Source organism: Streptomyces sp. NPDC002403, assembly GCF_053593015.1.
In genome coordinates this window covers 1-24,232 of the sequence record NZ_JBSFBQ010000020.1, presented here as the reverse complement: position 1 = coordinate 24,232, position 24,232 = coordinate 1, and the positions used below count along the sequence as shown (strand labels likewise).

General features: G+C 70.9%; 29 protein-coding genes, 2 pseudogenes and 1 riboswitch. Of the genes and pseudogenes, 16 read left to right on the top strand and 15 right to left on the bottom strand.

Translation table 11 applies throughout. The annotated features are described in order from the left end of the window. Positions 1-8: 8 nt before the first annotated feature. The 10 genes from ACWCPY_RS22225 to ACWCPY_RS22180 all read right to left on the bottom strand — a co-directional run bounded on the left by ACWCPY_RS22225 (position 9) and on the right by ACWCPY_RS22180 (position 8,116). Positions 9-776, bottom strand: coding sequence for an urease accessory protein UreD (locus ACWCPY_RS22225; protein ID WP_451267477.1), 768 nt, complete (start codon positions 774-776; stop codon positions 9-11). Beyond that, a complete protein-coding gene (gene ureG / locus ACWCPY_RS22220) occupies positions 773-1,450 on the bottom strand; it encodes an urease accessory protein UreG (RefSeq protein ID WP_451267475.1) in 678 nt (225 codons plus the stop codon). The genes ACWCPY_RS22225 and ureG overlap by 4 nt, the downstream gene beginning before the upstream one ends. A 26-nt stretch (positions 1,451-1,476) precedes the next feature. Further along, complete coding sequence (locus tag ACWCPY_RS22215; RefSeq protein ID WP_451267636.1) at positions 1,477-2,139, bottom strand: urease accessory protein UreF; 663 nt, start codon at positions 2,137-2,139, stop codon at positions 1,477-1,479. Positions 2,140-2,173: 34 nt separating this feature from the next. Continuing rightward, complete coding sequence (locus ACWCPY_RS22210) at positions 2,174-3,895, bottom strand: urease subunit alpha (RefSeq protein WP_451267473.1); 1,722 nt, start codon at positions 3,893-3,895, stop codon at positions 2,174-2,176. After that, positions 3,888-4,199 carry an urease subunit beta gene (locus ACWCPY_RS22205; protein WP_451267471.1) on the bottom strand — a complete coding sequence of 104 codons (312 nt, stop codon included), beginning with the start codon at positions 4,197-4,199 and terminating at the stop codon, positions 3,888-3,890. Before ACWCPY_RS22205 ends, ACWCPY_RS22210 begins: the two co-directional genes overlap by 8 nt. Positions 4,200-4,214: 15 nt before the next feature. Further along, a complete protein-coding gene (locus ACWCPY_RS22200; protein ID WP_451267469.1) occupies positions 4,215-4,517 on the bottom strand; it encodes an urease subunit gamma in 303 nt (100 codons plus the stop codon). A 276-nt stretch (positions 4,518-4,793) separates the two neighbouring features. Next, positions 4,794-5,078, bottom strand: coding sequence for a type II toxin-antitoxin system Phd/YefM family antitoxin (locus ACWCPY_RS22195; protein ID WP_451267467.1), 285 nt, complete (start codon positions 5,076-5,078; stop codon positions 4,794-4,796). 502 nt (positions 5,079-5,580) lie between these two features. Beyond that, positions 5,581-6,321 (bottom strand): polysaccharide deacetylase family protein, encoded by a 741-nt coding sequence (locus ACWCPY_RS22190; protein WP_451267465.1) that lies wholly within the window; start codon positions 6,319-6,321, stop codon positions 5,581-5,583. Between the two features lie 11 nt (positions 6,322-6,332). Next, positions 6,333-7,292, bottom strand: coding sequence for a DMT family transporter (locus ACWCPY_RS22185; RefSeq protein ID WP_451267464.1), 960 nt, complete (start codon positions 7,290-7,292; stop codon positions 6,333-6,335). An 8-nt stretch (positions 7,293-7,300) separates the two neighbouring features. Then, positions 7,301-8,116, bottom strand: a complete 816-nt coding sequence (locus ACWCPY_RS22180; RefSeq protein ID WP_451267462.1) for an SDR family NAD(P)-dependent oxidoreductase — start codon at positions 8,114-8,116, stop codon at positions 7,301-7,303. Positions 8,117-8,531: 415 nt separating this feature from the next. On the opposite strand from ACWCPY_RS22180, the gene ACWCPY_RS22175 reads away from it, so the two are divergent. The 3 genes from ACWCPY_RS22175 to ACWCPY_RS22165 all read left to right on the top strand — a co-directional run bounded on the left by ACWCPY_RS22175 (position 8,532) and on the right by ACWCPY_RS22165 (position 10,847). After that, complete coding sequence (locus tag ACWCPY_RS22175) at positions 8,532-9,623, top strand: MGDG synthase family glycosyltransferase (RefSeq protein WP_451267460.1); 1,092 nt, start codon at positions 8,532-8,534, stop codon at positions 9,621-9,623. A gap of 550 nt (positions 9,624-10,173) precedes the next feature. Beyond that, entirely contained in the window at positions 10,174-10,416 is a 243-nt protein-coding gene (locus ACWCPY_RS22170) for a hypothetical protein (protein WP_451267458.1), read from the top strand. A gap of 203 nt (positions 10,417-10,619) precedes the next feature. Next, positions 10,620-10,847, top strand: a complete 228-nt coding sequence (locus ACWCPY_RS22165) for a hypothetical protein (protein ID WP_451267456.1) — start codon at positions 10,620-10,622, stop codon at positions 10,845-10,847. A 340-nt stretch (positions 10,848-11,187) separates the two neighbouring features. On the opposite strand, the gene ACWCPY_RS22160 is transcribed toward ACWCPY_RS22165, so the two are convergent. Then, positions 11,188-12,150 (bottom strand): hypothetical protein, encoded by a 963-nt coding sequence (locus tag ACWCPY_RS22160; RefSeq protein ID WP_451267634.1) that lies wholly within the window; start codon positions 12,148-12,150, stop codon positions 11,188-11,190. A gap of 121 nt (positions 12,151-12,271) precedes the next feature. Between ACWCPY_RS22160 and ACWCPY_RS22155 the strand changes: the two are divergent. The 7 genes and pseudogenes from ACWCPY_RS22155 to ACWCPY_RS22125 all read left to right on the top strand — a co-directional run. After that, positions 12,272-12,550, top strand: a pseudogene (locus ACWCPY_RS22155) (integrase core domain-containing protein); the annotation flags it as partial. A gap of 142 nt (positions 12,551-12,692) precedes the next feature. Further along, on the top strand, positions 12,693-13,166 hold the full coding sequence (locus ACWCPY_RS22150) for a hypothetical protein (protein WP_451267454.1): 474 nt from the start codon (positions 12,693-12,695) through the stop codon (positions 13,164-13,166). A gap of 54 nt (positions 13,167-13,220) precedes the next feature. Continuing rightward, entirely contained in the window at positions 13,221-13,415 is a 195-nt protein-coding gene (locus tag ACWCPY_RS22145; RefSeq protein WP_451267452.1) for a hypothetical protein, read from the top strand. 43 nt (positions 13,416-13,458) lie between these two features. After that, positions 13,459-13,674, top strand: a pseudogene (locus ACWCPY_RS22140) (transposase); the annotation flags it as partial. Between the two features lie 569 nt (positions 13,675-14,243). Next, on the top strand, positions 14,244-14,879 hold the full coding sequence (locus ACWCPY_RS22135; RefSeq protein ID WP_451267632.1) for an ATP-dependent Clp protease proteolytic subunit: 636 nt from the start codon (positions 14,244-14,246) through the stop codon (positions 14,877-14,879). Between the two features lie 8 nt (positions 14,880-14,887). Continuing rightward, positions 14,888-15,196: a hypothetical protein gene (locus ACWCPY_RS22130; protein WP_451267450.1), complete on the top strand. Its 309-nt coding sequence runs from the start codon at positions 14,888-14,890 to the stop codon at positions 15,194-15,196. Between the two features lie 414 nt (positions 15,197-15,610). Next, a riboswitch (cyclic di-AMP (ydaO/yuaA leader) is annotated at positions 15,611-15,776 on the top strand. Between the two features lie 3 nt (positions 15,777-15,779). Continuing rightward, entirely contained in the window at positions 15,780-16,253 is a 474-nt protein-coding gene (locus tag ACWCPY_RS22125) for a C40 family peptidase (RefSeq protein WP_451267449.1), read from the top strand. A 140-nt stretch (positions 16,254-16,393) separates the two neighbouring features. Here the strand turns inward: ACWCPY_RS22125 and ACWCPY_RS22120 are convergent, their stop codons facing one another. Next, the gene (locus tag ACWCPY_RS22120; RefSeq protein ID WP_451267447.1) at positions 16,394-16,825 is read right to left on the bottom strand and encodes an ATP-binding protein; all 432 of its coding nucleotides are present in this window, start codon (positions 16,823-16,825) and stop codon (positions 16,394-16,396) included. Between the two features lie 204 nt (positions 16,826-17,029). On the opposite strand from ACWCPY_RS22120, the gene ACWCPY_RS22115 reads away from it, so the two are divergent. Continuing rightward, positions 17,030-17,890: a helix-turn-helix domain-containing protein gene (locus tag ACWCPY_RS22115; protein WP_451267445.1), complete on the top strand. Its 861-nt coding sequence runs from the start codon at positions 17,030-17,032 to the stop codon at positions 17,888-17,890. 27 nt (positions 17,891-17,917) lie between these two features. Continuing rightward, entirely contained in the window at positions 17,918-18,124 is a 207-nt protein-coding gene (locus ACWCPY_RS22110; RefSeq protein ID WP_451267443.1) for a DUF397 domain-containing protein, read from the top strand. Here ACWCPY_RS22110 and ACWCPY_RS22105 read toward each other — a convergent pair. Continuing rightward, the gene (locus tag ACWCPY_RS22105; RefSeq protein ID WP_451267441.1) at positions 18,117-19,259 is read right to left on the bottom strand and encodes an 8-amino-7-oxononanoate synthase; all 1,143 of its coding nucleotides are present in this window, start codon (positions 19,257-19,259) and stop codon (positions 18,117-18,119) included. The genes ACWCPY_RS22110 and ACWCPY_RS22105 overlap by 8 nt on opposite strands. 142 nt (positions 19,260-19,401) lie before the next feature. Between ACWCPY_RS22105 and bioB the strand changes: the two genes are divergently transcribed. From bioB to ACWCPY_RS22085, 4 genes are all read left to right on the top strand, one after another. Continuing rightward, positions 19,402-20,568, top strand: coding sequence for a biotin synthase BioB (gene bioB / locus ACWCPY_RS22100; protein ID WP_451267439.1), 1,167 nt, complete (start codon positions 19,402-19,404; stop codon positions 20,566-20,568). Next, positions 20,561-21,865: an adenosylmethionine--8-amino-7-oxononanoate transaminase gene (locus ACWCPY_RS22095; protein ID WP_451267437.1), complete on the top strand. Its 1,305-nt coding sequence runs from the start codon at positions 20,561-20,563 to the stop codon at positions 21,863-21,865. The genes bioB and ACWCPY_RS22095 overlap by 8 nt, the downstream gene beginning before the upstream one ends. Before the next feature lies 1 nt (position 21,866). Further along, positions 21,867-22,556, top strand: a complete 690-nt coding sequence (gene bioD / locus ACWCPY_RS22090; RefSeq protein WP_451267435.1) for a dethiobiotin synthase — start codon at positions 21,867-21,869, stop codon at positions 22,554-22,556. Positions 22,557-22,632: 76 nt separating this feature from the next. Beyond that, positions 22,633-23,310, top strand: a complete 678-nt coding sequence (locus ACWCPY_RS22085; protein WP_451267433.1) for a class I SAM-dependent methyltransferase — start codon at positions 22,633-22,635, stop codon at positions 23,308-23,310. 32 nt (positions 23,311-23,342) lie between these two features. On the opposite strand, the gene ACWCPY_RS22080 is transcribed toward ACWCPY_RS22085, so the two are convergent. Together ACWCPY_RS22080 and ACWCPY_RS22075 are read right to left on the bottom strand one after the other, a co-directional pair. Further along, complete coding sequence (locus tag ACWCPY_RS22080; protein WP_093551070.1) at positions 23,343-23,714, bottom strand: fic family toxin-antitoxin system, toxin component; 372 nt, start codon at positions 23,712-23,714, stop codon at positions 23,343-23,345. Beyond that, a complete protein-coding gene (locus ACWCPY_RS22075) occupies positions 23,711-23,938 on the bottom strand; it encodes an antitoxin (RefSeq protein ID WP_329820831.1) in 228 nt (75 codons plus the stop codon). The genes ACWCPY_RS22080 and ACWCPY_RS22075 overlap by 4 nt, the downstream gene beginning before the upstream one ends. Positions 23,939-24,232 lie beyond the last annotated feature (294 nt).

The following is a 24,232-nucleotide window of genomic DNA, read 5'->3' as shown; positions in this document are numbered from 1 at the left end:
GGTGCTGTTCACTCCGCCGGGGAGCCGAGCAGCTCGTCCAGCGCCTGGTCCAGGACCCCGCGCAGCAGGCGTGCGTCGGGGGCGACGGCTGTGACCAGCACGGCCGGTCCGGCGAGCGGGGTGAGGGCGGCGGTCTCCCCCAGCAGGCGCGCTTCGGGGCGCTTCTCGTCGAATGCCGGTTCCACGACGAGGAGTTGGCCGACGGCCCGGTGGCCGCCCAGGACCGCCGCACCGTCCCAGCCGCCGGGGGTTCCCGGCCCGTACGCCAGCTGCTGGTCGATCAGCGGGCGTCCGGCGCGGTGCACGGTGAGGCGGCTGACAAGGGTGCCGGTGCCTTCGGCGTGGCGGCCGAGGATCTGCTCCTCCCTCAGTACCAGCCGTGCGGTGGCGGCGAGTTGTACCCGGGTGGTCATGCGCAGCACGCTGCCGTGTGCCGAGACGAGCTGTTCGGGCAGCCAGCGCAGCTCGGCCCGCTCCCCCACGCTCAGCTCGATCCCGTACGTGGCGGCCTCACCGCCCGGCCCCGGAAGGGCCACGGTCGCCGCCGCGGAGTCGACGGTGAGCCGGGCGCCGTCGCCGACCCGGGTCTCGATGGCGAGCCGGTCGCCGCCCAGCGGTGCGCTCATGGCGCCGACGACGGTGACCCGGGCACCGGACCCGTTGGCGGCCCGGGTCCGGCGCGGGACGAGCGGTCCGTCGCCCCGCAGCACGGGCAGCGCGGTGGCGCCCCGGCCGTCGAGTGCGGCGGTGATCCTGGCGGTGGCCCGGACGCTCACGCGGTCCAGGCGGCGAGCCGCGCGCGCACCCAGTCCGCGACGGGCGCCACGCCCTCCTCCGAGGTGAGCGAGGTGAGGGCCACGGGAAGCGGTCCGCGCTGCTGTGCGGCGTCGTGGGCCATCCGGTCGAGATCGGAGCCGACATACGGGGCGAGGTCGGTCTTGTTGATGACGAGCAGGTCGGAGGTGGTGACGCCGGGGCCGCCCTTGCGCGGGACGTCGTCGCCGCCCGCCACGTCGATGACGAAGATCTGGGCGTCGACCAGGCCCCTGGAGAAGGTGGCGGTGAGGTTGTCGCCGCCGGATTCGACCAGGATCAGATCGAGGGGCCCGACGGTGTCCTCCAGGTCCTCGACGGCTTCGAGGTTGGCGGAGATGTCGTCGCGGATCGCGGTGTGGGGGCAGGCGCCGGTCTCCACGGCCTGGATGCGCTCGGGAGGCAGGACGGCGTGGCGCAGGAGGAAGGCGGCGTCCTCGCGGGTGTAGATGTCGTTGGTGACCACCGCGATGGAGAGCTGTTCGCGCAGGGCCCGGCAGAGGGCGGCGACGGTCGCGGTCTTGCCGGAGCCGACCGGTCCGCCGAGTCCGATGCGCAGGGCGCGGCGGGTGCCGTCGGGGCGGGCGGCGTCGGCGCTCACGGCGGCGGGGCCGTGCTGGGCGTGATCGAGATGCATGGGTGCGGCTCCTGATGCGTGTGGGGTCACGAGGCGAACAGGCGGACCGGGCGGGCCGCGTGTGCCTCGGCGGTGATGTCGAGGAGCGGGGCCGAGGCGGCGGGCAGGGCGTCGATGGCGCCGTGCGCCGCGGTGGCGGCCTGTTCGGCGATCCGGTCGAGTTCGGGGGCGAGGCGGGCGAGGACGGCGGTGGCCTCGAAGGGGTCGAGGGAGAGCAGGCGGACGACGGCGGTGGCCGGTCCGCCGACGGTTTCGTAGGCGATGCAATGCGCGGCGTCCTGGGGTCCGAGTCCCGCCGAGCGCGCGGTGAGGCCGAGAACCACGGGCTGGTGGGCGCCGCGCGGCCGGGCGGCGGCGAGCGCGGCGAGTCCGGGGCCGGGCCAGGTGGCGCGGGCCGCCCGCATCAGCTGCCGGCCGAGCCTGCGGGAGACGGACCGCAGCGCGGCTGAGGGGGTACGGGCGTCCGCCGCCTCGTCGAGTGCCAGCGGGTCGTGGCCGTGGGCGGCCGCCGCGGCGAGTGCGGCGGCGGTGAGCCCGGTGGTGTGCAGGCGACCCCGGCAGAACTCGGCGAGGTCCTCGGCGTTGCGGATCCGTCCCGCCCGCACGGCCTCTTCGGCGCCGCCGGAGTGGGCGTGGCCACCGGCGGGGAACCGGCCGTCGGCGAGGACGAGCAGCGCGGCGCGGCTCACCGCGCGACCTGCCCGGGGCATCGCGTGCTCCGCATCAGAAGAGGAAGTAGCGCTGGGACATGGGCAGTTCCACCGCCGGTTCCGGTTCGACCGGTTCGCCGTCGATCGTCACGGCGAAGCTGTCGGGATCGACCTGGACCCGCGGGGTCGCGTCGTTCTCCCGCATGTCCGCCTTGGTGACGCCGCGGGTGCTGGTGATCGGCACGAACCGCTTCCCGGGACCGAGGCGCTCGGGCAGCCCGTCCTCGATCGCCGCCCCGGTCACGAAGTTGCAGGAATTGGCCGCAGCGGAACGGCCCACCGCGCCGAACATCGGGCGGGGCAGCACGGGTTGCGGGGTCGGGATGGAAGCGTTGGCATCGCCCATCTGCGCGTAGGCGATCTGGCCGCCCTTGATGACGGTCTGCGGCTTGATGCCGAAGAACGCCGGTTCCCACAGCACCAGGTCGGCGAGCTTGCCCGTCTCCACCGAGCCGATCTCCCGGTCGAGCCCCTGGGCGACCGCCGGATTGATGGTGTATTTGGCGACATAGCGACGCACCCGCAGGTTGTCGGCCCTCCCGTCGCCGGGCAGTGCTCCACGGCGCTTCTTCATCACATGGGCGGTCTGCCAGGTGCGCAGCACCACCTCGCCGATGCGACCCATGGCCTGGGAGTCGGACGAGATGATCGAGATGGCCCCGAGGTCGTGCAGGATGTCCTCGGCCGCGATGGTGGACGGCCGGATCCGGGATTCGGCGAAGGCCAGGTCCTCCGGCACGGCCGGGTTGAGGTGGTGGCAGACCATCAGCATGTCGAGGTGTTCCTCGATGGTGTTGACGGTGTGCGGCCGGGTCGGATTGGTGGAGCTGGGCAGGACGTACGGCTCCGAGACGATGCGGATGATGTCCGGCGCGTGCCCGCCGCCGGCACCCTCGGTGTGGTACGCGTGGACGGTGCGCCCGGCGATGGCGGCGAGGGTGTCGGCGACGAATCCGGCCTCGTTGAGGGTGTCGGTGTGGATGGCGAGCTGGGCGCCGGTCTCCGCGCAGACACCCAGGCAGGCATCGATGACGGCGGGGGTGGCACCCCAGTCCTCGTGGATCTTGAATCCGATTGCGCCGGCCCGCAGTTGGGAACGCATGGCCTCGCGCGACATGGTGTTGCCCTTGCCGAGCAGACCGATGTTGACGGGGTAGGCGTCCAGCGCCCCGAACATCCGGGCGAGGTGCCATGGTCCGGGAGTGACGGTGGTGGCCTTGGTGCCTTCGGCGGGCCCTGTGCCGCCGCCGACCAGGGTGGTGATCCCGCAGGAGAGCGCCTGGTCGATCAGGGTGGGCGAGATGAAGTGGACATGGGCGTCGATGGCCCCCGCGGTGACGAACCTGCCGTTGCCCGCGATGATCTCGGTCTCGGGGCCGATGACCAGATCGGGGTGGACACCGTCCATGGTGTCGGGGTTGCCGGCCTTTCCGATCCCGGTGATCCGGCCGTCCCGGATGCCGATGTCCGCCTTGACCACGCCCCAGTGATCGATGATCACGGCGCCGGTGACGACGGTGTCCGGGGCCCCCTCGGCGCGGGTGGTGCGGGCCTGTCCCATCGATTCGCGGATGACCTTGCCGCCACCGAACACCGCCTCGTCACCGGCGAGTCCCGGGCCGCCCGAACGGTCCTCCTCGATCTCGACGAGCAGATCGGTGTCGGCGAGCCTGATGCGGTCGCCGGTCGTGGGGCCGAACAGGTCGGCGTACACGGCGCGGTCGAGTTCAGCCATCGAGGGCACCTCCGGTCTCGCCGCGCAGCCCGGGAACGATGCGCCGTCCGGCGAGCGGTACGAGTTCGACGCCGACCGGTACGCCGGGTTCGAAGCGCACGGCGGTTCCGGCGGCGATGTTCAGCCGCAGGCCGCGGGCGGCCTGACGGTCGAAGTCCAGGGCGGGGTTGGCCTCGGCGAAGTGGTAGTGCGAGCCGACCTGGACGGGCCGGTCGGCGGCGTTGAGCACGGTGAGGCGGGTCACGGGGCGGCCCTCGTTGAAGGGCACGGGCCCGTCCGCGTACAGGATCTCTCCGGGGATCATCGGTGCCGGCTCCCGTCAGACGATCGGCTCGTGGACGGTGACGAGCTTGGTGCCGTCCGGGAAGGTGGCTTCGACCTGGACGTCGTGGATCATTTCGGGCACCCCGTCCATCACGTCGTCCCTGGTGAGCACCTCGCGGCCCGACGCCGTCAGCTCGGAGACCGTACGGCCGTCGCGGGCGCCCTCCAGCAGATGCACGGTGATCAGCGCGATCGCCTCGGGGTGGTTGAGCCGCAGTCCGCGCGCCCGGCGCCGCCGGGCCACATCGGCGGCAACGTGGACGAGCAGGCGTTCCTGCTCGTGCGGGGTCAGTCGCATGCGTCCACCTCACAGTCGTGTGCCCAGTACCGGCCCTGGGCGCGCCGAGGCGACAGCCGAGTCCGACGCGGTCGTCGAACTGCGAGCCGCCGAATCGCGGCGAGGTGGTGCAGATTAGAGCCGAAGTTTTTCCGGCGCGTTAACCGGCCTCCGGAAGATGCATGGACATCGGGCCGCGCGGGCCGTTCTCCAGCACCTCCACCGGGGCATGCCGGGGCGCCCGTCGCAACGGCCCGGGGCCCGGCAGGCCCGCTTCATGAACCGCCGGCACGGCGCTCAGCTGCCCGGTTCGTGGTGTCCCCGGTGCTCGGCCGCGATGCCGAAGCGGCGCCGTTCGCCGGGAGCGGACACCGAGGAGCCGGTCGAGGAGACCGAGCTGATCACCTGTTCCTCCGCGGCCGCCTCGTCCTTCTCCAGTCGCTCCAGGTCGGCGGCCGAGACGAGCGCCACCAGCGGCTTGCCGTGCCGCGTCACGACGACGCGTTCACCGCCGTAGACGACGCGGTTGATCAGATCGGCGAGCTCAGCCCGGGCTTGCGTCACCGGAATCTCGTAGGCCATGCTCCCTAGTTTATGCAGTGTCCACCTGGTCCGCCGTGGTCCATGGCGACAGCGATTGTCCAGGTCAGAGGCGTTCGTGCGCTCTCGTCCGTGAGAGATGTGTGGGACGAGGTGCGACGGAGAGTTTTCCGGTGACGCGATCGGGCTGGTGCTGCCAGACGTCCTGGCCGTGAGTTCTCCCGGCCGGGACGAGGGCGTCGGCGGGCGGCTCACCGAGGCCGGCATACCGCGCGCACAACCTCGGTCCGCTCCCACGAGCAGCGCCTCCTGAAGCATCTCGTTCCACTCGCGGTCCGCCTTCTCCTCCGGCTCCTCGTTCCTGCCCGCCGTTCCCCTTCGTGCGCCACCACCCTGCCGCCTACATGGTTCGGACCGCCCAGAGGTCGTGGGTGGCCACGCGGCACGGCCGGGCTGCGTGCTGCGGGCTGCGGTCGGCTCAGCGTTCACCGGGTGCCGGTGCATTGTGCCTCTCGCAGTGGTGTCCCCGTCGGGGTCGGCGTGCTCAACGGACCCGGCGCAGGGGCGTGAGGCCGTGGTCGACGAGGGGGCCGACGGTCAGCCCCTCGGTCCGAAGGCCGGTGATCATTTCCGGCAGCATCGCGAGTGCGGGCCGCCACCGGCCGGATGCCGACAGGTCGGCATCGTGGAGGAGGATTGTGCCGCCGCCTCGGAGTCCGCTGCGCACGGTCGCCAGAACTCCCTCGGGGGTCGCGCCCTCAGTCCAGTCCCGGCCCCAGGCCGACCACAGTACCGGCCTCAGTCCTGACTGCAGGGCCGCGGTCCAGCGGCCACCGGTCAGAATTCCGTACGGAGGCCGGTACCACAACGGCCGGACGCCCGAGATCCTTTGTACCGCCTCGGCGGCGCGCGAGACCTCGCGCGCGTCCCGTGCAACGGTGGGAAGCCATGGGCGGCTGTGTGTCCATCCGTGAACGGCGAGTTCGTGTCCGCGGCCGACGATGTCGCGGCCGAGTTCCGGGTGGCGCAGAAGGCTGTCCCCGAGCACGAAGAACGTGGCGCGTGCGGACAACTGGTCCAATACGCGGAGGAAGTGCGGGGTGGAGCGGGGATCCGGGCCGTCGTCGAAGGTCAGGGCGATGTGCCAGGGGTGCCCGAGGCCGGCCAGGGAAGGAAAACAACTGCGCCGCAAACCGGGCAGCCAGGTGCCGGCGGGGGCGACATGAGCGGTCAGCGCCAGCGCAGACGCGGCCAACGGAACGCGGAACGCAGGGGGGAGTCCCATGGGCCGGGCATTCATCGGGATTCCGTGCCTCCGTCGTTGTCGGCCATCGGTTGCGGTCGGGCCTGTTCCGCCGCGTTGTCGTTTCCTCTTGTCGAGTCCCAGTGGCCCGCGACCGCCGGGGAGAGCGACAGCCCCACCGTTCCGGCGACGATCAGGCAGACACCGAGCGCGGTCGGCAGCAGACGGGCACCCAGCGCGATCCGTTCATCGAACAGTGTCTTCCCCAGCAACACGCCCACCAGCGCATCCCCGAGGGTGAGCGCCGGCTGGGAGGCGGCGAGTGTCCCGGCACGCAGCGTGCTCTGGAGCAGCAACAGACTCAACAGACCGGCGCAGCACATCGCGTACAGGTACGCCGTGGCGAAGACCGCGGCCACACCCTCCGGGATCCGGCCCGTGACCTCCTTGATCAGAGCGGCTGTGCATGCGAAGGAGACGGCGGTGGCGCAGCCCAATACCGCGGCGCAGGCGGCCCCGTCGAGGATCCGGGCGAGCAGGGTCAGCGCAGCCATTGCCGTCGCGGCGGAGATACCGACAGCCAGCCATGTGCCGGCCTGTCCCGTTGCCTCACCCGCCGAGGGGCCGGCGGCACTCAGGAAGAGTCCCAGCCCCACGGCGAGCATCAAGAACGACATCCACGTCCTGCCGTCCGGACGGTGATGGAAAACCGCTGTGCCGAGCAACAGTGTGAAGAGGAGTTCGCTCGCCATCAGCGGCTGGACCACCGACAGGCTGCCGACCGCCAGCGCGCCCGTCTGGAACGCCGCGGACAGCCCGAGCGCCGACGCGCCGGCCAGCCAGAAAGGGCGGCGTACCAGTTGTGACAATCGGCGCGTCGCCTGCCGCACACCCGGCCTGCCGCCCGCTGCTTCGAACTCCACCTGTTCCATGGCGGCCCGCCGTTGCAGCACGGATGCGGCGCCGTTGGCGAGAGCTGCCGACAGCGCCAGCGTCACGGTGAGCACGTTCATTTCGCTGTTCAGCCGAAGCGGGTGGCGAGCCGGTGATAGAGCCCGGGGGCAATGGAGCGCACGCATCCCGGCAGACGCAGCCAGCCGGGGACGAACACCTCGTCGCGGCCCGCCACGACGGCGTCCCAGACCGCGTCCGCGACACGTTCCGGCAGCATGGGCCGGGGCCACGACCGGGTGTAGGGCAATCCCCGGCGTTCGAAGAACGGAGTGTCCACCACTGCGGGGACCAGATGGGTGATGCGTACTCCGGTTCCCCTCAGTTCGTAGCGCAGAGCGTCGGCGAAGGCAGCAATCGCCGCCTTCGCCGCCGAGTACACCGCCTCACCGCGCACACCTGCGGATCCCGCCACCGATCCGATCAGCACGATGTGCCCACGCCCCGCTGCCAGCATGTGCGGCAGCAGGAGCCGTACCAGATGGACGACGGAGACCAGATCCACGGTGAGGACCCGGTCGGCGGCGGCAGCCGGCATGGAGCGGAAGGAGCCGGCCCATCCGACGCCCGCCGCCGCCACGAGCAGGTCGACTCCGCCGGCGTGGTCGAGGGCCTCCTCGACCAGTTGCTCCGTACTGCCGGTCGACATCAGGTCCGCGTAGAGCGCCGTCGAGCACGTCGTCGTCGCCACGTCGTCCAGTCGCTCGCGGTCGCGACCGGCGACCAGGAGCCGCCACCCGCCTTCGGCCGCGATCCGGCGTGCGACCGCGGCGCCGATACCCGAGGAGGCCCCTGTCACCAGGGCCACACCCGCCCGGACGCCCCTGCCGTCCGACGCATCACCACTGGGCACGCCGCGATGAGCGATCCCAGGAGCACGTGACATGGCCTCTCCCCTGTCTCAGCACGGTACGGCGCGGTGTGCCCGCCCCTCACGCATTCAGGACGGCGGGACATCGCGTCGCCGCGTCGGGTTAGGAGTAGCCCGGACGGGCGTCGGTAAACCGTCGGGGCCCATGCCTCACTGCACCGCACCGCTCTCACCCACAGAATGGAAGAGCCGGGTTCCGTGTCCCTTCCGACAAATGCTCCGAATACTCGCCGGACGAAGGTGGTCATGTGACTGCTGGTCACGCGGCTGAGCCTCCGGCCGCGCATCGAATCCTCGGACGGTCGGGGGTGGTTCCGCTGCGACGCGTGAAGGCGCCTTCGGCGCTGCCGGCTCCGGATGGCGACAAGGGACTCAGGGGGCCGGTAGCTGCCCCCTCCGGTACCAGCGCCCGGGCGAGGGGGCACGAGAGATGAACACGGCGCCCGGACGCTTCCTCATCCTGAGCGCAGGCATGGGTTCCGGTCACCACGCGGTGGCCGCCGAACTGACCCGTCGGCTGGAGGCCGGCGGAGGGCTGACGACGACGATCGATGTCCTTGACCTGCTGCCCACCGGTATCGGCAGCGGACTGCGCTCCTTCTACCGGTCGGTCATCTGCCGCGCGCCCCTGGTCTATGCCGGCCTGTACGCAGCGTTCTTCCGCGCCGGGGGCGCCCCCCGCCCCGGGAGCGCCCCCCTGGCCGCCCTCGCGGAGCGAAGGCTGCTGATGCTCGTCGCACAACAACGACCGGACGTGATCGTCCCCGTCTTCCACCTCGCCGCCCAGCTCACCGGCGGGCTCCGCTCGCGCGGCGCGCTCCCGGTCCCGAGCGCTGTCGTCATCACCGATTTCGCTGTTCACCGCCAATGGATGCATCCTGGCAACGACCTCCATCTGTGTCTCACAGCCGACGTTGCGCATCAGGTGCGGCGAACGGTACGGCGCCCGGCCGTGACCTCCGGCGCTCTGGTGGCCCCCCGGTTCCACGCGCCGGCGCCGACGGCGGACCGGCAGCAACGGTTCGACTCGCCGGACCGTCCGCCGGTACTGATCTCGACGGGTGCCTGGGGTGTCGGCGCCCGCCTGGGGCAGACCACTCGGTTGGTGGCTTCGGCGGGCTACAGACCCGTTGTGCTCTGCGGCACGAATACACGCCTGCGCCGGGACCTGTCACGCATTGCCCATGCCGATGCCAGAGGCTGGGTCGACGACATGCCGGGACTCATGACGGCGTCCCGCGCTCTCATCGACAACGCGGCAGGGCAAACCGCGCTCGAAGCGATGGCTGTCGGATTGCCGGTGGTCAGCTATCGGCCCATTCCGGGGCACGGCAGAGAGGGCGCCCGACGGATGGCCGAGCACGGTCTCACCGAGTACGCACCGGACCCGTGGGCCCTGATCCGGGCCCTGGACCGCCTGACCACCTCAGGCCCGGCGCGCGAGCACCGCATCACCACGGCCCGCAGCCTGTTCTCCGGCGCGGGCGTGCGTCCTCTTGAGGACCTGGTCCGGCAGGGCTGAACGGCAACCACCGCTACGAACGTCGACCGGGCAGTCACCTGCGCGGCCTCGCTGCGGTGCTGTGCCGCTACAAGCGCCTTCTCCGGACCACCGCACAGGACACCGTCCACGGCCGGCGCGCCGTACACGATCACTGTCGGAGATCCGGTCCTCGGGCCCCGGGCCGCCACGGACCGTTCTTGACGTCGGTGTCCACGTGGGTGAGAGTGCCGGACCCTCGTGCACGGGCATGACACCGGTACCGGGCCGGGCTCGTCGTACATTCACGTCAGCAGGCGCAGGACCGCCTTCTCAACGGCTCCCAGTGTGGCCGGCCGACCGAGGACTGTGCCGTCGCCGAGCCGGCCGGAATGTCTCGCGGGCATTTCGAGGACCTGAGGCGTGCCCATGCAGGGGTGGCCAGGGGAGTGATTTCGCGAGCGGGTCGGGGAGCAGCGGCACGCGGTGCCGGAGCATCGGTGCGCTCTTTCGCTAGTGTCCGGGGGGCGCCGCGCCTTCACGGGCCTGCAGGTGCCACGCTCATCGATTCCGGCAACAAGGGGTGCTCCTCATGGCCGTGTGCGAGGTCTGCCACAACGACTACGAGATGGCGTTCGAGGTACATACCTCGGAAGGGGTGGTCCACGTCTTCGACAGCATCGAGTGCGCAGCCCAGAAGATCGCCCCGACCTGTGTCAATTGCCTGTGCCGCATCCTCGGCCACGGTATGCAAGCCGACGGGCAGTTCTTCTGCTGCGCACACTGTGCACGTGAGAAGGGCTTGTCCCGGTCCCAGCTGGTGGATCACGCCTGACCCTCCCGGCCCGGTCGCCGGAGCGGACCGCGGTGCCGCCCTTCCTCTCGCACCCGTCGCTGCTCGCCCTGCTGCCGACCGTCCTCGTGGCACTCCTCGTCGGCGATCCGGTCGGTCTCGCTCGTTCCCCGCCACCCTGCGCAGCACAGGCCGGACACGGAACTCGGGGTGCTCTGAGCAGCGCCTCGTCGCACCCTGGAGATATGAAGGCCCCGATAGTCGTCCACGGCCTCTCGCGTTCCGGCGGGCGGCGAGTCGCCATCGAGGGGAAGGTCGTCGGGCTCGCCCGTAACGACAGCGACCTCGTCGAATTCCTGAGGCGCGCCGGGCTCGAAGACGCCTGGGAACTCGTCGACGACCCCCACTGGATCGAATGGCGCGACGGACGGGCGCACTGCTACGAAGCAGCGCGGAAGCGCAGCGCGTCCTGAGCGGGCGCGGAGCGTCATGCGGGCCTGCCACGGATCGCTCCTCGCGACTCCGCGCAGTCTGCCGGGTGACGAGACGGTGCTCCTGCGGTACCCGTTCGAGGCGGGCCTCACCGCCGCCCACCCGGAACTAGCGGCAGTCGGTTCCGTGCTCGGCTGCCCCGCGGTCCTGGACGGCGAGATCGTCGCACGCGACCGTGAGGAGCGCAGCGGCTTCAAGTGTTCCCCGGCGAAAGCGGCCCGCATGGCCCACCTGGTACCCAACCACAGGCCGGCCGCTCCCCTGGCCCCGGAGAGCCAGGGCCAGGGGCTTCCGCCGACCGCCGGTCGAAGGACGTCCTCTTCATTGCTCTCCCCTGTTCTGCAGCGGCAGCCACCGTGCGCCTGCGCATGGACGACTCCCGGCTGTGGACGAAACTCGGCGGCCCATCCGCAGGACTGGCTGTGCGACCTGTCCTGCCTCCGGGGCCCGCTTCCGGGAGCCCAGGATCGGAAGGATCCTGAGGTTGTGCCGGCCGTGCAGCCCTTCTTGACGATCCGTGCAGCGATACGGCCCCGATCTCGGCGGCGCTCCGGCCCGAAAAGCAACGGAACGGAAGAGGGTGCTGCCGACCGCCGGGCGCATCAGGCCCGTTGCTCGGCCACCACGCGCGGCTCCTGCGCCTCGGAGCGGTAGGCCTGCGGGGTGACGCCGTAGACGGCGCGAAAGCCACGGCTGAACGCCGCCGCGTTGCCGAACCCCCACCGGGCGGCGATCGCATGAACGGGCTGACGGCGCAGTTGCGGGCTGCCCGGATCGGCTCGGCAGCGCTCCAGTCGACGCCTGCGGATCGCCTCCGCAACCCCCTCGCTCGACGTGGTCCTGGAACAGTGTGTACAGGCTGCGCAGCGAGATGTGGTGCTGGTCGGCGATGGCGCGCGGGGTCAGATCGGGGTCCGCCAGGTTCTGCTCGATGAACGCGTCGATCTGACGCAGCAGCACATGCGCCCGGGCCGCTTCCGGCGGCTGCGGCTCAGCGCCCAGCTGCTGGATGAGGCATGCGGCCGCCAGTTCCACCGCCACGCTGCCGAGGCTGCCCAGGTCGTGCGGCTGGCAGTCGGATCCGTTTCGGGCCACGGCGCCCAGGAACTGGGCCGGCACCGCCCTCATGCCTGTGGTGCTGTCCATGCGCCGGGCGACGAGCCGGTCGACCTGCGGGGCGGCCAACGGCAAGCGCGCCTTGGGGATTTGCAGGACCAGGACCCCGACGCTGCCGTCGTCGAGTCCCGAGCCGGAGTCGTAGGGACGGGAGGTGTCCCACAGCACCAAGTCACCGGCGTGCAGCTCCGCCTCACTGCCTCCCTGCGCCTACCAGGCCGATACCCTGGTCACCAGCCCCAGTTGGTACTGCTCCGGGTCCCCGCGACGGATCAGGGCGGGGTGAGTCGGAGCCTGCTACAAATCACACGCCTGGCGCGATGCCCTGACAGCGGCCGGGATCACCCACAAGCGAACCCGGCCCTACCGCCCACAGACCAACGGCAGGGCCGAACGCCTCAACCGCACCCTGCTCGACGAATGGGCCTACGCCCGCCCCTACCGCTCAGAACAGGAACGACGCGACGCCTTCCCGCAATGGCTGCACACCTGCAATCACCACCGCGGACACACCGCACTCAAGGGCCAACCACCCGCCAGCCGCGTCCCCAACCTCGCGGGTCAGTACAACTGGTGCCTCTCGTTCGGATCATGTCGGGCTTGTCGCCGACGAGCTACGGCCCTCGGGGCGGGCCCTGGTGTTTTCGGCATGCTCGCGACACCGTCCGCGACGCAACGTTCGGCGGCCGGTGAGCGTCTCATCGGGTGTGATGGATCTTCCTGAGACCACGAACTCCGTCGACACCCAGGACGAGCACGAGGACGAGCGAGTGCGGTCCGGCCCGCTGTGGCGCCATGCGCTGTGGGCGGCGCTCGTCACCGCCGGCGGAGTGACGCTGGGGTGGTTGGGCGCCCTGTTCCGCATCGGCCCGGAGGAGTACGGCCTGCCGCCCGCCGCGCCGGGAGCGCTCTGGCCCTATCTGCTCGCCTGGGTCGTGATCGGCCTGGGGCTGGGCGCCATCCTGCGGTTCGTGGCGGCCAAGGTGCCTGTCTACTCCCCGTCGGAGGTCCTCCTCGGCACCGTCATGATCGGTACCCGGCTGTCCCTGGGCTGGCGGCCGGATCCCCTCGGAGTCGCGGGCCTGGCCGCGGCCGCGCTGCTCCTGGTGGCCGTCTGGTGCGCCGTCGCACTGCGCGGGGCGGCCGTCGTGCGACGGTCCAAGGACGCTTCCGGGGTCGCCTAGGCCGGCTCGCTTGGATCACTTCCGCCGGCCGGGGCTGTCGTTGACGATGTCCATGTGACTGACCACATCAGCGCTCTGCTCTCGGCCTTCGGCGTCCTTGCCAGCGTGATGCTGCTCGTTCTTGCCGTTCGTGAGTACCGCTCTGGGGCCTCGTTTCTCCGGCTCGTGGCTGGATCCGTGATCTTCCTCAGCGCTACGTACACGCTCGCGCGGGACGCGCGGCGGCTCCGCACTGGGCCGACCGCCTGACGGCGGCGCCGTTCCGACCGGCACCGCCGGCCGTTGTTCGTGTGTGCCGTTGACTGACGCGCAGTGGGCGCGAATCGAGCCGTTACCCCCAGATCGGACACCGCGGCGGGGTGGCCGGTGGCGGGATCACCGAGAAGTGATCGACGCGATCGCGTGGAAATGCCAGACGGGATCGCAGTGGATCCGCCTCCCGGAGCAGTACGGCAACTGGCGAGGCGTCTACAACCGGCTGCGGATGTGGGCCCTCGACGGCACCGGGGAGCGGGTGTTCACCGCGCTGGTCGCACAGGCCGACGCCGACGACAACCTCAACTGGGCTGTCTCGGTGGACTTCACCATCGTGCGCGCACACCAGCATGCGGCCGGGGCCCGCAAGAAGGGGCCCCAGCAGGCGAACCGGCAGATCACGCAGCCAACGGCTTCCCCAACCAGGTCCGGGCACCGCCACGCAAGCCGAAGGACAAGGTGCCGCTGGACGAGAACTACGCCTGGCGCGAGTCCTGCGCCCAAACCAACGCCGCCATCGCCGCACCGGTCTCCGACCGTGCGGCCACAGGCCCACCCGGCCGGCACACCCGGACCTCAATCGCGTACCGAGTCGTCGGCAGGGTACGTCCACCCGAGCCCTCAGGACCTCCGCGTCGCCTCGGATATCCGCCCTCGGCGAACAGCCAGAACAGCCTCTGACCTGGAAATTCCACTGGAGCGCCAGGATCTTCTCCCACCACAACCGTCTGTACGTCCTGTACATTTTTTACGGAAGTCGGCGCGACCCCGTGAAGAGACCCCGCAGAGCCGTGCAGTACCCAGAGGAGAGGTATCGCCATGCTGTTCCGTCCCACCGCCCGTCATGTACTGCCCGAGTTCACCGAGCGCACGACCAACGGGACCCGAACCCTCGACCCGTACTCCAAGCTGCTGTCCGAACGGATCGTCTTCCTCGGTACCCCGGTCGACGACGCCGCGGCCGGCGACCTGATCGCGCAGTTGATGTACCTGGAGCACGATGCCCCGGACCTCCCCATTTCGCTCTACATCAACTCCCCCGGCGGCTCGTTCGGGGCCATGTCCGCGATCTACGACACGATGCAGTACCTCACGTGCGAGGTGGAGACCTACTGCCTCGGCCAGGCCGGTTCCTGCGCCTCCGCGCTGCTCGCCGCGGGCGCCCCCGGCCGACGGCACGCACTGCCCGGCGCGAGGGTCGTCGTGCGGCAGCCCGAGCTCACCGAACCGATGCGGGGCCAGCCGTCCGACCTGGAGATCGAGGCCCAGGAGCTGGAACGGGTCCGCACGATGCTCACCACACTGTTGGCCCGTCACACGGGTCGCGACACCGAGCGGATCACCGGGGACATCGAGCGCGACCTCATCCTCGACGCGGCGGGCGCCAAGGCGTACGGGCTGGTGGACCACGTCCTGGAGAACCGGAAGTCCTCACACCACCCGCGCGGCACGAGGTGAACCCGCCGATGCGGCCACCGGAGTTCCCACCGCTTCCCGCACTGACGGGCGCCGAGGGGGAGTTCATCGACCGCTACCTCGAAGTCCTCGACCAGGTCGGCCGGATCAATCCGGCCCGCGGCAGCGACACCTACGGCGCCCTGCGCGCAGCTCAGGCGCTGGTATCGCACGTGGCCGCGCTGCGGGACGCGCTCGCGTCCATGCACGAGCGCGGGGAGGCGCAGATCCACGCCACGACGCTCGCCCGGGCGCTGCGGGTACTGGACGGGGAGCGGCGGGCCGGGCGCGTCACCGTACCGCCCGCTCCCGCGAGTTGACCGGCTTCCGTGCTCCGCGCGGACGCCGGGACCGGGCCAACTCCCCCCGCCCCGGCGTCCGGCGCCCGGTGGCCGTCACCCAACTCCCGTACCCGACACGCCCGACGATCCGATCGAAATTCCTCGCTCGTTCGGCGTAGGAAGCCCCCCTCACGGGGGACCGCTCAACTTGCGTTTTCCGAGTGGACTGTGATCGAAATCCACCCTTCCACCCCAGGTACGACACCGGTCGGATTCGCCGCCGGAGCCTCGAAAAGCACCATGCCCACCCGAACGGATCAGCCGTGAGGAGCCTCACATATCCCTGTTTCTGCTCGGAAATCAGGCAGTCCGTGAGTCAAGATCCCTGGGACGACAAGCCCCCGCCACCGCGGCGGGGCGGTCCGGGCGGACGCCGAGTCCTGCCGCCGCCCGGATGACTGGTCGACAGATAGTGGATCGGCAGGAGTGGAGGACCCGAGCACAACGGGTCGGCCTGAACACCGGTCGACCCTCGGGGTGAAGCCGCCGCAAGCGGCCGGGCAACTTCGCCAGCCCGAACCCGACAGGTCATCCTTCACAGGCGGCTGACGAAGGGTTGCGCATGACTGCGCAGGTTCATGTCCCGTCTCTGCTCGTCCGGGCCGGAACGGCCTCGGTTCTGACTCTCGCCGCTGTCGGCACCACCATGTTCGCCCCGGGCGCCGCGACGGACGCCCAGGCGGCGACTCTGTCGATGAAGGCGCTCAACATCGCGGCGTCGAAGAAGGGATCGCCGTACAGGTGGGGGGCCACCGGCCCCAACCGCTTCGACTGCTCGGGGCTGACGTTCTACTCGTTCAAGAAGGCGGGCAAGAAGCTCCCCCGCACGGCCCAGCAGCAGTACAACAGGACCCGCCACATCTCGGCCTCGCACAGGAAACGCGGCGACCTGGTCTTCTTCCACTACGGCCGCAGCGTCTACCACGTGGGCATCTACGCCGGAAAGGGCAAGATCTGGCATTCGCCGAGGACCGGCGCGGTGGTCCGGCTGGAGAAGATCTGGACCAAGAGCGTCTACTACGGCCGGGTCCGCTGAGACGGTCCTGCCCGGCGGATCGGGGCCGTGTCCCCGGCCGTGCTCCGCCGGGCGGGGGGCCGGGGCGCGGCGGGTTCGGGGGCGGGGCCGGCGCGGAAGCCGGGTGACCGCGCGGTCGGGCGGTCACCGCAACGCGTCGGTCAGCTCTGCACCGGGACGCTCCACGGAAGCGCGATCCACACCGTCTTGCCACCGTCGGCGGTCGGGCTGACGGTGAGCCGTCCCCCGCACTCCTTGGCCAGGGTGCGGATGATCACCATGCCGCGCCCGTTGTCCTGTTGAACTGCGGCGGGCAGCCGCCTGGGCCAGCGGGGATGGCTGTCCGTCACTCCCAGATACAGCTGCTCCTCCCGCTCCAGCCGGAGGTCCACGGTGAAGGTGGGCGACTGCCCGAAGGTGTGCTGGACGGCGTTGGTCGCGAGCTCCGAGACGATGAGCCGGACGCTGTCGGTGAAATCGGTGTCGGCGACCGGGCCCCATTCGCCGAGCACCCGGTCCACGTAGCTGCGGGCCGCCGAGACCGAGACCGGCTCGCTCGGCAGAGTGACGCTTGCTTCCTGATGGTCTGCCATGGCGAGCCGTCCCTTTCCCACCCGGACGGACCCGCGATCGGTCCGGGTTGTGCTTCGCGCCAGATTGCCATTGATGCTGCCCCCTGGAACGGCGATCCACCAAGATATGCATATATCTGTCGCTCAATGCGGTGAACCCTGCCACACAAGACCGTATGCGGGCGGCACACTGTCCGCTCGGCAGAAGAGGGAGGGAGGCCGCGGATGCAGCACGGCCCTGCGGTTCGGCGCCGCAAGCTCGGGGAGGAGCTCCGGAGTCTGCGCCATGCGTCGGGACTGACCAGTCGGGACGCGGCGCGGATACTCGGCTGGCACCAGTCGAAGGTGAGCCGGATCGAGACCGGAGTGAGCGGGGTGCGGCCCGCCGACGTGACCCGGCTCCTGGACACGTACGGCGTGGACGACACCCGATTGCGGGACCTGCTGGCCACGTTGGCGGGCTCGGCGGGCGGTGGCGGCACCGGATGGTGGCACGCCTATCGCGGCCTGATCCCGCCCCAGTACCGCGACTTCATCAGTCTGGAGTCCCAGGCGCGGACCGCGCGCACGCTGGAGACCTCGGTGGTGCCGGGGCTGCTGCAGACCGCCGACTACGCGCGTGCGGTGACCCGGGCATCGCTGGACGGGCTGCCTTCGGGCCAGTTGGACTCGCTGGTGGAGGTGCGGCTGGCCCGGCAGGGCGTACTGCGGACCGATCCGCCGCTGCGGCTGAGCGCGGTGCTCGACGAGGCGGTGCTGCGGCGCAAGGTCGGCGGGTGCCGGGTGATGCGGGAGCAGCTGCGCCATCTGACCCGGGTCGCTCAACTGCCCCATGTGCAACTTCAGTTGTTGCCGTTCTCGGTGGGCGGATACGCCGGCCTCACCGGGCCTTTCGTTATCTTCTCATTTCCGAGCACTTCTGATCTGGATGTGGTCGTTCTCGACCATTTGACGAGTAGCCTCTATCTGGAGCGGAAAGAAGACCTTGAGGCGTACAGCTCGGCCTTCCGCACGATGCAGGCACACGCGCTGTCGCCGGAGCACTCGTTGGACCTCATCGCCGCGATCGACCGCGGCGGTCGGTGAACCCCGGAGCGCCCGAGGGAGGCCCTCATGTCGGATTGCCTCGCACAGCACGGCTTACGGTGGCGGCGCAGCAGCCGCAGCACGGGCATGAACAACTGTGTGGAGGCCGCACCGTTCGGTGACGGGCGGCTGGCGGTGCGGGACTCCAAGGATGTCTCCAGGCCACCGCTGCGGTTCTCCGCGGCGGCCTGGGCCTCGTTCGTCGGCGGTCTGCACCGGGTGCCGGTCAGCTGACCGGAGCGGTGCGCCGCACGACCGACACGGCGGTGGCGATCTGGTCCTCGGTCAGATCGGCCCGCGCCGTCAGCCTCAGCCGGGACACCCCGTCGGGCACCGACGGGGGCCGGAAGCACCCGACCGCGATTCCGGCAGTGCGGCAGTCGGCCGCCCAGCGCACCGCGGCGTCGGCCGAGGGGGCACGCACCGAGACCACGGCCGCATCGGGCCGCACGGCGGTCAGACCGGCCGCGGTCAGCCGCTCGTACAGCGCGGTGGCGACCTCGCGGGCCCGGCCGGCCCGTTCCGGCTCGCGGCGCAGCAGCCGCAGGCTCGCCAGTGCGGCGCCCGCCGCGGCCGGCGCCAGACCGGTGTCGAAGATGAATGTACGGGCCGTGTTGACGAGGTGTTCGATGACCCGGGCGGGGCCCAGGACCGCTCCGCCCTGGCTGCCCAGGGACTTGGAGAGAGTGAGCGTGGTGACGATTCCCCCGCCGCCCGAGAGACCGGCGGCGGCGAGTGCGCCCCGGCCGCCCTCCCCCAGCACGCCCAGACCGTGCGCGTCGTCGACGAGCAGTGCGGCGCCCTCCGTACGGCACACCTCGGCCAGCCGGGGCAGCGGTGCCGCGTCGCCGTCGACCGAGAAGACCGAGTCGGTGACGGCCAGCGCCCGCCCCTCGTGCGACCGCAGGGCCTTGCGTACGGCCTCGGGATCGGCATGCGGGACGACCGCGGTCGCGGCGCGCGAGAGCCGGCAACCGTCCACGATCGAGGCGTGGTTGCCCGCGTCGGAGACGATCAGCGAGCCGTGGCCGGTGAGCGCCGTGACCGCCGCGAGGTTGGCCGCGTAGCCGGACGACAGCACCAGCGCCGCCTCGAAACCACAGAATTCGGCCAGCTCGTTCTCCAGTTCGGCATGCAGCGCGGTGGAACCGGTGACAAGTCGCGATCCGGTCGCGCCCGCGCCCCAGTCGCGCGCGGCCCCGGCCGCGGCGGCGGTGATGTCGGGGTGCCGGGTCAGCCCCAGATAGTCGTTGCTCGCCAGGTCCAGAAGTACGGGGGCGGCGGGCCGGGGGCGCAGGGTACGGACGAGTCCGGCGTCGGCGCGGCGGCGCGCCTCCTCGTCGATCCAGTCGAACGGGTCCAAGGACATGAGCGGTCCCTTTTGTAGGCAGCTCACAGACCCTAACCGTGTGCGCAGCCGGGCATGGTGTGGCAATACACACACCCTTGCCGGGCTCTGTTGTCCGGTTCCTCCTTGGCTGCGGGCCGTGCCGTAGGCCAGGATCTTCGCCATGGACCTCCTGAACACGCTGGTGGACAAGGGGCTGCGGCGCGAGCTGCCGACCCGCGAAGAAGCCCTCGCCGTACTGGCGACCTCCGACGACGATCTGCTCGAAGTGGTGGCCGCGGCCGGAAAGGTGCGCCGTCAGTGGTTCGGGCGGCGCGTGAAACTGAACTATCTGGTCAACCTCAAGTCCGGCCTCTGCCCCGAGGACTGCTCCTACTGCTCGCAGCGGCTCGGCTCCAAGGCCGGGATCCTCAAGTACACCTGGCTGAAACCGGATGAGGCCTCGAAGGCCGCCGCCGCCGGGGTGGCGGGCGGGGCCAAGCGGGTCTGTCTGGTGGCGAGCGGCCGCGGCCCGACGGACCGCGATGTCGACCGGGTGTCGGAGACCATCGAGGCGATCAAGGAGCAGAACGAGGGCGTCGAGGTGTGCGCCTGCCTCGGTCTGCTGTCCGACGGACAGGCCGACCGGCTGCGCTCGGCCGGCGCCGACGCGTACAACCACAACCTCAACACGTCCGAGGGGACGTACGGGGACATCACCACCACCCACACCTACGCCGACCGGGTGGAGACCGTCCAGCAGGCGCAGGCCGCCGGGCTCTCGGCATGTTCCGGACTGATCGCCGGGATGGGCGAGAGCGACACCGACCTGGTCGATGTCGTCTTCTCGCTGCGTGAGCTGGACCCGGACTCGGTACCGGTGAACTTCCTGATCCCGTTCGAGGGAACTCCGCTGGCCAAGGAGTGGAACCTCACTCCGCAGCGCTGTCTGCGGATTCTGGCGATGGTCCGGTTCGTCTGCCCGGACGTGGAGGTACGGCTCGCGGGCGGGCGCGAGGTCCATCTGCGCTCGATGCAGCCGCTGGCCCTGCACCTGGTCAACTCGATCTTCCTGGGCGACTACCTCACCAGCGAGGGGCAGGCGGGCCAGGCGGACCTGGACATGATCGCGGACGCCGGTTTCGAGGTGGAGGGGGCGACGACGACGACGCTGCCCGCGCACCGGTCGCAGCCGGGCGGTGGATGCGGTTCGCACGACGGCGGGTGCGCCCCTTGCGGTGACGCGCCCGGGGAGGCCGCGCCCGATGCCCAGGAGGTGCCGGCCGCGCGCACGGATCTGGTGGCGGTCCGCCGTCGCGGCGCGGGAACGGATCTCGCCCCCAATGCCTGAGGCCCTCTCCCCCGCCGAGCTGCGGTCCCTGGACCGGGCGCACGTCTGGCATCCGTACGGCCCGATGCCGGGGCGTCAGGAGCCGCTGGTCGTGGAGTCCGCGTCCGGGGTGCGGCTGAAGCTGGCCGAACCGGCCCACGGGCAGAGCGAGTTGGTCGACGGCATGTCGTCCTGGTGGTCGGCGGTGCACGGCTACAACCATCCGGTGCTCAACGAGGCGGCCCGTGGTCAGCTGGACCGGATGAGCCATGTGATGTTCGGCGGGCTCACCCATGAACCCGCCGTGCGGCTGGCGACCCGGCTGGTCGAGATCACCCCCGAGCCGCTGCGCCATGTCTTCCTCTCCGACTCGGGGTCGGTCTCCGTCGAGGTCGCCGTGAAGATGTGTCTGCAGTACTGGCGCTCGGCCGGGCGGCCGGCCAAGCAGCGGCTGCTGACCTGGCGCGGCGGCTATCACGGCGACACCTGGCAGCCGATGTCGGTGTGCGACCCCGAGGGCGGCATGCACGAACTCTGGTCGGGTGTCCTGCCCCGCCAGGTCTTCGCGGACGAGCCCCCGGCCGGTTTCGACGCCGAACCGGATGCCGCGTACGTCCGGCACCTGCGGGAACTGATCGCGGAGCACGCCGACCGGCTGGCCGCGGTGATCGTGGAGCCGGTGGTACAGGGCGCGGGCGGGATGCGGTTCCACTCCCCCGCGTATCTGCGGGTGCTGCGCGAGGCGTGCGACGAGCACGATGTGCTGCTGGTCCTCGACGAGATCGCCACGGGTTTCGGCCGTACGGGGAAGCTGTTCGCCGCCGGGCACGCCGGGATCTCGCCCGATGTCATGTGCGTGGGCAAGGCACTGACCGGCGGCTATCTGACGATGGCGGCGACGCTGTGCACCTCCCGGGTGGCGGAGGGCATCTCGCGCGGCGAGGTGCCGGTGCTCGCGCACGGACCGACGTTCATGGGCAATCCGCTCGCGGCCGCGGTGGCGTGCGCCTCCGTCGATCTACTGCTCGGCCAGGACTGGGAGCGGGAGGTGAAGCGGATCGGCACCGGACTGCGGGAGGGGCTCGCCCCGGCGTCGGAACTGCCCGGGGTGCGGGATGTCCGGGTACTGGGTGCGATCGGCGTCGTACAGCTCGATCACGAGGTGGACATGGCGGCCGCGACCCGGGCCGCGGTACGGGAAGGGGTGTGGCTGCGGCCGTTCCGCGATCTCGTCTACACGATGCCGCCCTACGTGACGGGCGACGAGGACGTGACACGGATCTGCCGCGCGGTGTGCGCGGCTGCGCGAGAGGGATGAGATGACGGTTCTGGTAGTGACGGGGACAGGCACGGAGATCGGCAAGACCGTCGTGACGGCGGCCGTGGCGGCGGCGTCTCCGGACCGCCGTGTCGCGGTGCTGAAGCCCGCGCAGACGGGGCTGGCCCCCGGCGAGCCGGGAGATGCCGCCGAAGTGGCACGGCTGGCGGGCGGCCATGTGACCGCGGTCGAACTGGCCAGATTCCCCGAACCGTTGGCACCGGCCACCGCGGCCCGCAGGTCCGGGCTCCCGCCGGTGCGGCCGTACGAGATCGCCGAAGCGGCCCGGAAGCTGGCGACCGAGCACGATCTGGTGCTGATCGAGGGCGCGGGCGGGCTGCTCGTACGGTTCGACGACGAGGGCTCGACCCTTGCCGACGCCGCCCGGCTGCTGGCCGCCCCGGTGCTGGTGGTGACGCCCCCCGGTCTGGGCACGCTCAACACCACCGAGCTGACCTCCGAGGCACTGCGGAACCGGGGGCTGGAGTGCCTCGGTGTGGTGGTGGGCAGCATGCCCGCCGAACCGGATCTCGCGGCGCGCTGCAATCTGGCGGACCTTCCCGTGGTGGCGGGTGCCCCGCTGCTGGGGGCGGTGCCGGCCGGTGCGGGGGCCTTGGAGCCGGCCGACTTCCGTGCGCGTGCCCGGAGTTGGCTCGCGGCGGAACTGGGCGGGAATCGGCCTGCGTCCTGAGCGTCTGAGCCGCTCAGGACGGGGGAGAATCCAAGTAGCGTGCTTTCTGCCCGAGCGCCCGGTCGAGGAGGTCGTCATGCGTCTGCGCAGCACGGGAATCCCCGAGGACGCCGTGCACCACCCCGTCTTCGCCCGGTTCTACGCCCGGATGAGCGTGGCAGCGGAGACCAAGGCGGGGCTGGGCGCGGTGCGCTCGGAGCTGCTGGCCGGCCTGTCCGGCCGGGTCATCGAGATCGGTGCGGGCAATGGCCTGAATTTCGCGCACTACCCGCCCGCGGTGTCGGAGGTGGTGGCCATCGAACCCGAGCGCAGCCTGCGGCAGTTGGCGGTGCGGTCGGCGCTGCGGGCGGGAATCCCGGTGGATGTGGTGCCCGGCGCGGCAGAAGCCCTGCCGGTGAAGAGCGAGGCGTTCGACGGGGCCGTCGCCTCGCTGGTGCTGTGCACCGTACGGAGTGTGGAGCGTTCGCTCGCGGAGCTCGTGCGGGTGCTGCGGCCCGGCGGTGAGCTGCGCTTCTTCGAGCATGTACAGGCCGACGACCGGGCCATGGCCATGACGCAGCGGGCGCTGGACCGTACGGTCTGGCCGCTGGTGACGGGCGGGTGCCACACGTCGCGCGACACCCTGGCCGCCATCGAGCGGGCCGGGTTCGTGGTGGAGACCTACCGCAGGGTACGGATGCCGGAGTGGGGCGTCCGGCTGCCCACTTCGGCCTGCGTGCTGGGGGTGGCGCGCCGCCCTGCCGTGCTGGACTGAGGCATCGGCCCGCCGTCGCGCGCCGGGGGCCGTCACAGACTCCACTGGCGGAGTTCGTCGGCGATGGCCCGGACGTCCGCCTTGCCCTCCTTCACCAGTCTGGCGAGGTCGCGCACCTGCTCGGGCGAAGTGATGACCTTGAGCCCGGAAGCGACGAGATATCCGTACGCGACGGCCGAGGAGAACATCGCGTTGGAATGTTCGAGCGCGGGGACGTGGAGCAGCAGCTGGAGAAGGGCAGCGGCCCGGGAGTGGGGGTCGCTGTAGACGGGGCTGCCGAAAATCTCGGCCTCATGCCGGGCCACCGCGGCCACGAGCGCACCCCAGTCGACGACCTGCGGGTCACCGGGGGTCTTGTGCTCGGCCACCATGAGCAGCCAGGAAAGGTCGATCTGCAGGTTCAACGCGTGCCTTTGCGCTCCGGGCCGAACTCCTCGGCGAACACCGACTCGTACTGCTTCATGAAGTCGGCCGCGGCCTCGACGAAGGTGTGTCCGACCTCGCCCGCATCCTGCCGCACGAGCTCTTCTATGTACCGGTTCACGCTCATCCCCCTCTGCAGCGCGCGTTGCCGCGCGGCCTCGGCGGTGGACTCGTCCACTCTCACGTTCAGCTGTGTCTTGGGCACATGAACACGCTAGCGCGCGTGCGCTAGCACCGGCAAGAGATGGCCGGTGCCCCGTAGGCGGACCCAGACCCGCAGACCGCCGCACACGGACCCCGACCCCGGCCTCGCAAAGGGCTCGAAGGGGTGCCGAAATGGCCTCGTGGATGTGATGCCACCCATAGGGGCCACGTCACATCCTAGGGCGGGTAGTAGACACGCACCCCGCCCGAACAGTGCAGAACCTACGCAGAATGGTTTATTTCGGACATTGCTCCGTATTGGGGTAGTACGTCACATCATTGACCCCCACCGAGG

Bases quoted from the DNA above. Each gene is read 5' to 3' on its own strand.
- ureG (WP_451267475.1), bottom strand. From the start codon at position 1,450: ATGCATCTCGATCACGCCCAGCACGGCCCCGCCGCCGTGAGCGCCGAC.
- ACWCPY_RS22210 (WP_451267473.1), bottom strand. From the start codon at position 3,895: ATGGCTGAACTCGACCGCGCCGTGTACGCCGACCTGTTCGGCCCCACG.
- ACWCPY_RS22205 (WP_451267471.1), bottom strand. From the start codon at position 4,199: ATGATCCCCGGAGAGATCCTGTACGCGGACGGGCCCGTGCCCTTCAAC.
- ACWCPY_RS22200 (WP_451267469.1), bottom strand. From the start codon at position 4,517: ATGCGACTGACCCCGCACGAGCAGGAACGCCTGCTCGTCCACGTTGCC.
- ACWCPY_RS22195 (WP_451267467.1), bottom strand. From the start codon at position 5,078: ATGGCCTACGAGATTCCGGTGACGCAAGCCCGGGCTGAGCTCGCCGAT.
- ACWCPY_RS22190 (WP_451267465.1), bottom strand. From the start codon at position 6,321: ATGGGACTCCCCCCTGCGTTCCGCGTTCCGTTGGCCGCGTCTGCGCTG.
- ACWCPY_RS22185 (WP_451267464.1), bottom strand. From the start codon at position 7,292: ATGAACGTGCTCACCGTGACGCTGGCGCTGTCGGCAGCTCTCGCCAAC.
- ACWCPY_RS22180 (WP_451267462.1), bottom strand. From the start codon at position 8,116: ATGTCACGTGCTCCTGGGATCGCTCATCGCGGCGTGCCCAGTGGTGAT.
- ACWCPY_RS22175 (WP_451267460.1), top strand. From the start codon at position 8,532: ATGAACACGGCGCCCGGACGCTTCCTCATCCTGAGCGCAGGCATGGGT.
- ACWCPY_RS22170 (WP_451267458.1), top strand. From the start codon at position 10,174: ATGGCCGTGTGCGAGGTCTGCCACAACGACTACGAGATGGCGTTCGAG.
- ACWCPY_RS22165 (WP_451267456.1), top strand. From the start codon at position 10,620: ATGAAGGCCCCGATAGTCGTCCACGGCCTCTCGCGTTCCGGCGGGCGG.
- ACWCPY_RS22150 (WP_451267454.1), top strand. From the start codon at position 12,693: ATGGATCTTCCTGAGACCACGAACTCCGTCGACACCCAGGACGAGCAC.
- ACWCPY_RS22130 (WP_451267450.1), top strand. From the start codon at position 14,888: ATGCGGCCACCGGAGTTCCCACCGCTTCCCGCACTGACGGGCGCCGAG.
- ACWCPY_RS22125 (WP_451267449.1), top strand. From the start codon at position 15,780: ATGACTGCGCAGGTTCATGTCCCGTCTCTGCTCGTCCGGGCCGGAACG.
- ACWCPY_RS22120 (WP_451267447.1), bottom strand. From the start codon at position 16,825: ATGGCAGACCATCAGGAAGCAAGCGTCACTCTGCCGAGCGAGCCGGTC.
- ACWCPY_RS22115 (WP_451267445.1), top strand. From the start codon at position 17,030: ATGCAGCACGGCCCTGCGGTTCGGCGCCGCAAGCTCGGGGAGGAGCTC.
- ACWCPY_RS22110 (WP_451267443.1), top strand. From the start codon at position 17,918: ATGTCGGATTGCCTCGCACAGCACGGCTTACGGTGGCGGCGCAGCAGC.
- ACWCPY_RS22105 (WP_451267441.1), bottom strand. From the start codon at position 19,259: ATGTCCTTGGACCCGTTCGACTGGATCGACGAGGAGGCGCGCCGCCGC.
- bioB (WP_451267439.1), top strand. From the start codon at position 19,402: ATGGACCTCCTGAACACGCTGGTGGACAAGGGGCTGCGGCGCGAGCTG.
- ACWCPY_RS22095 (WP_451267437.1), top strand. From the start codon at position 20,561: ATGCCTGAGGCCCTCTCCCCCGCCGAGCTGCGGTCCCTGGACCGGGCG.
- bioD (WP_451267435.1), top strand. From the start codon at position 21,867: ATGACGGTTCTGGTAGTGACGGGGACAGGCACGGAGATCGGCAAGACC.
- ACWCPY_RS22085 (WP_451267433.1), top strand. From the start codon at position 22,633: ATGCGTCTGCGCAGCACGGGAATCCCCGAGGACGCCGTGCACCACCCC.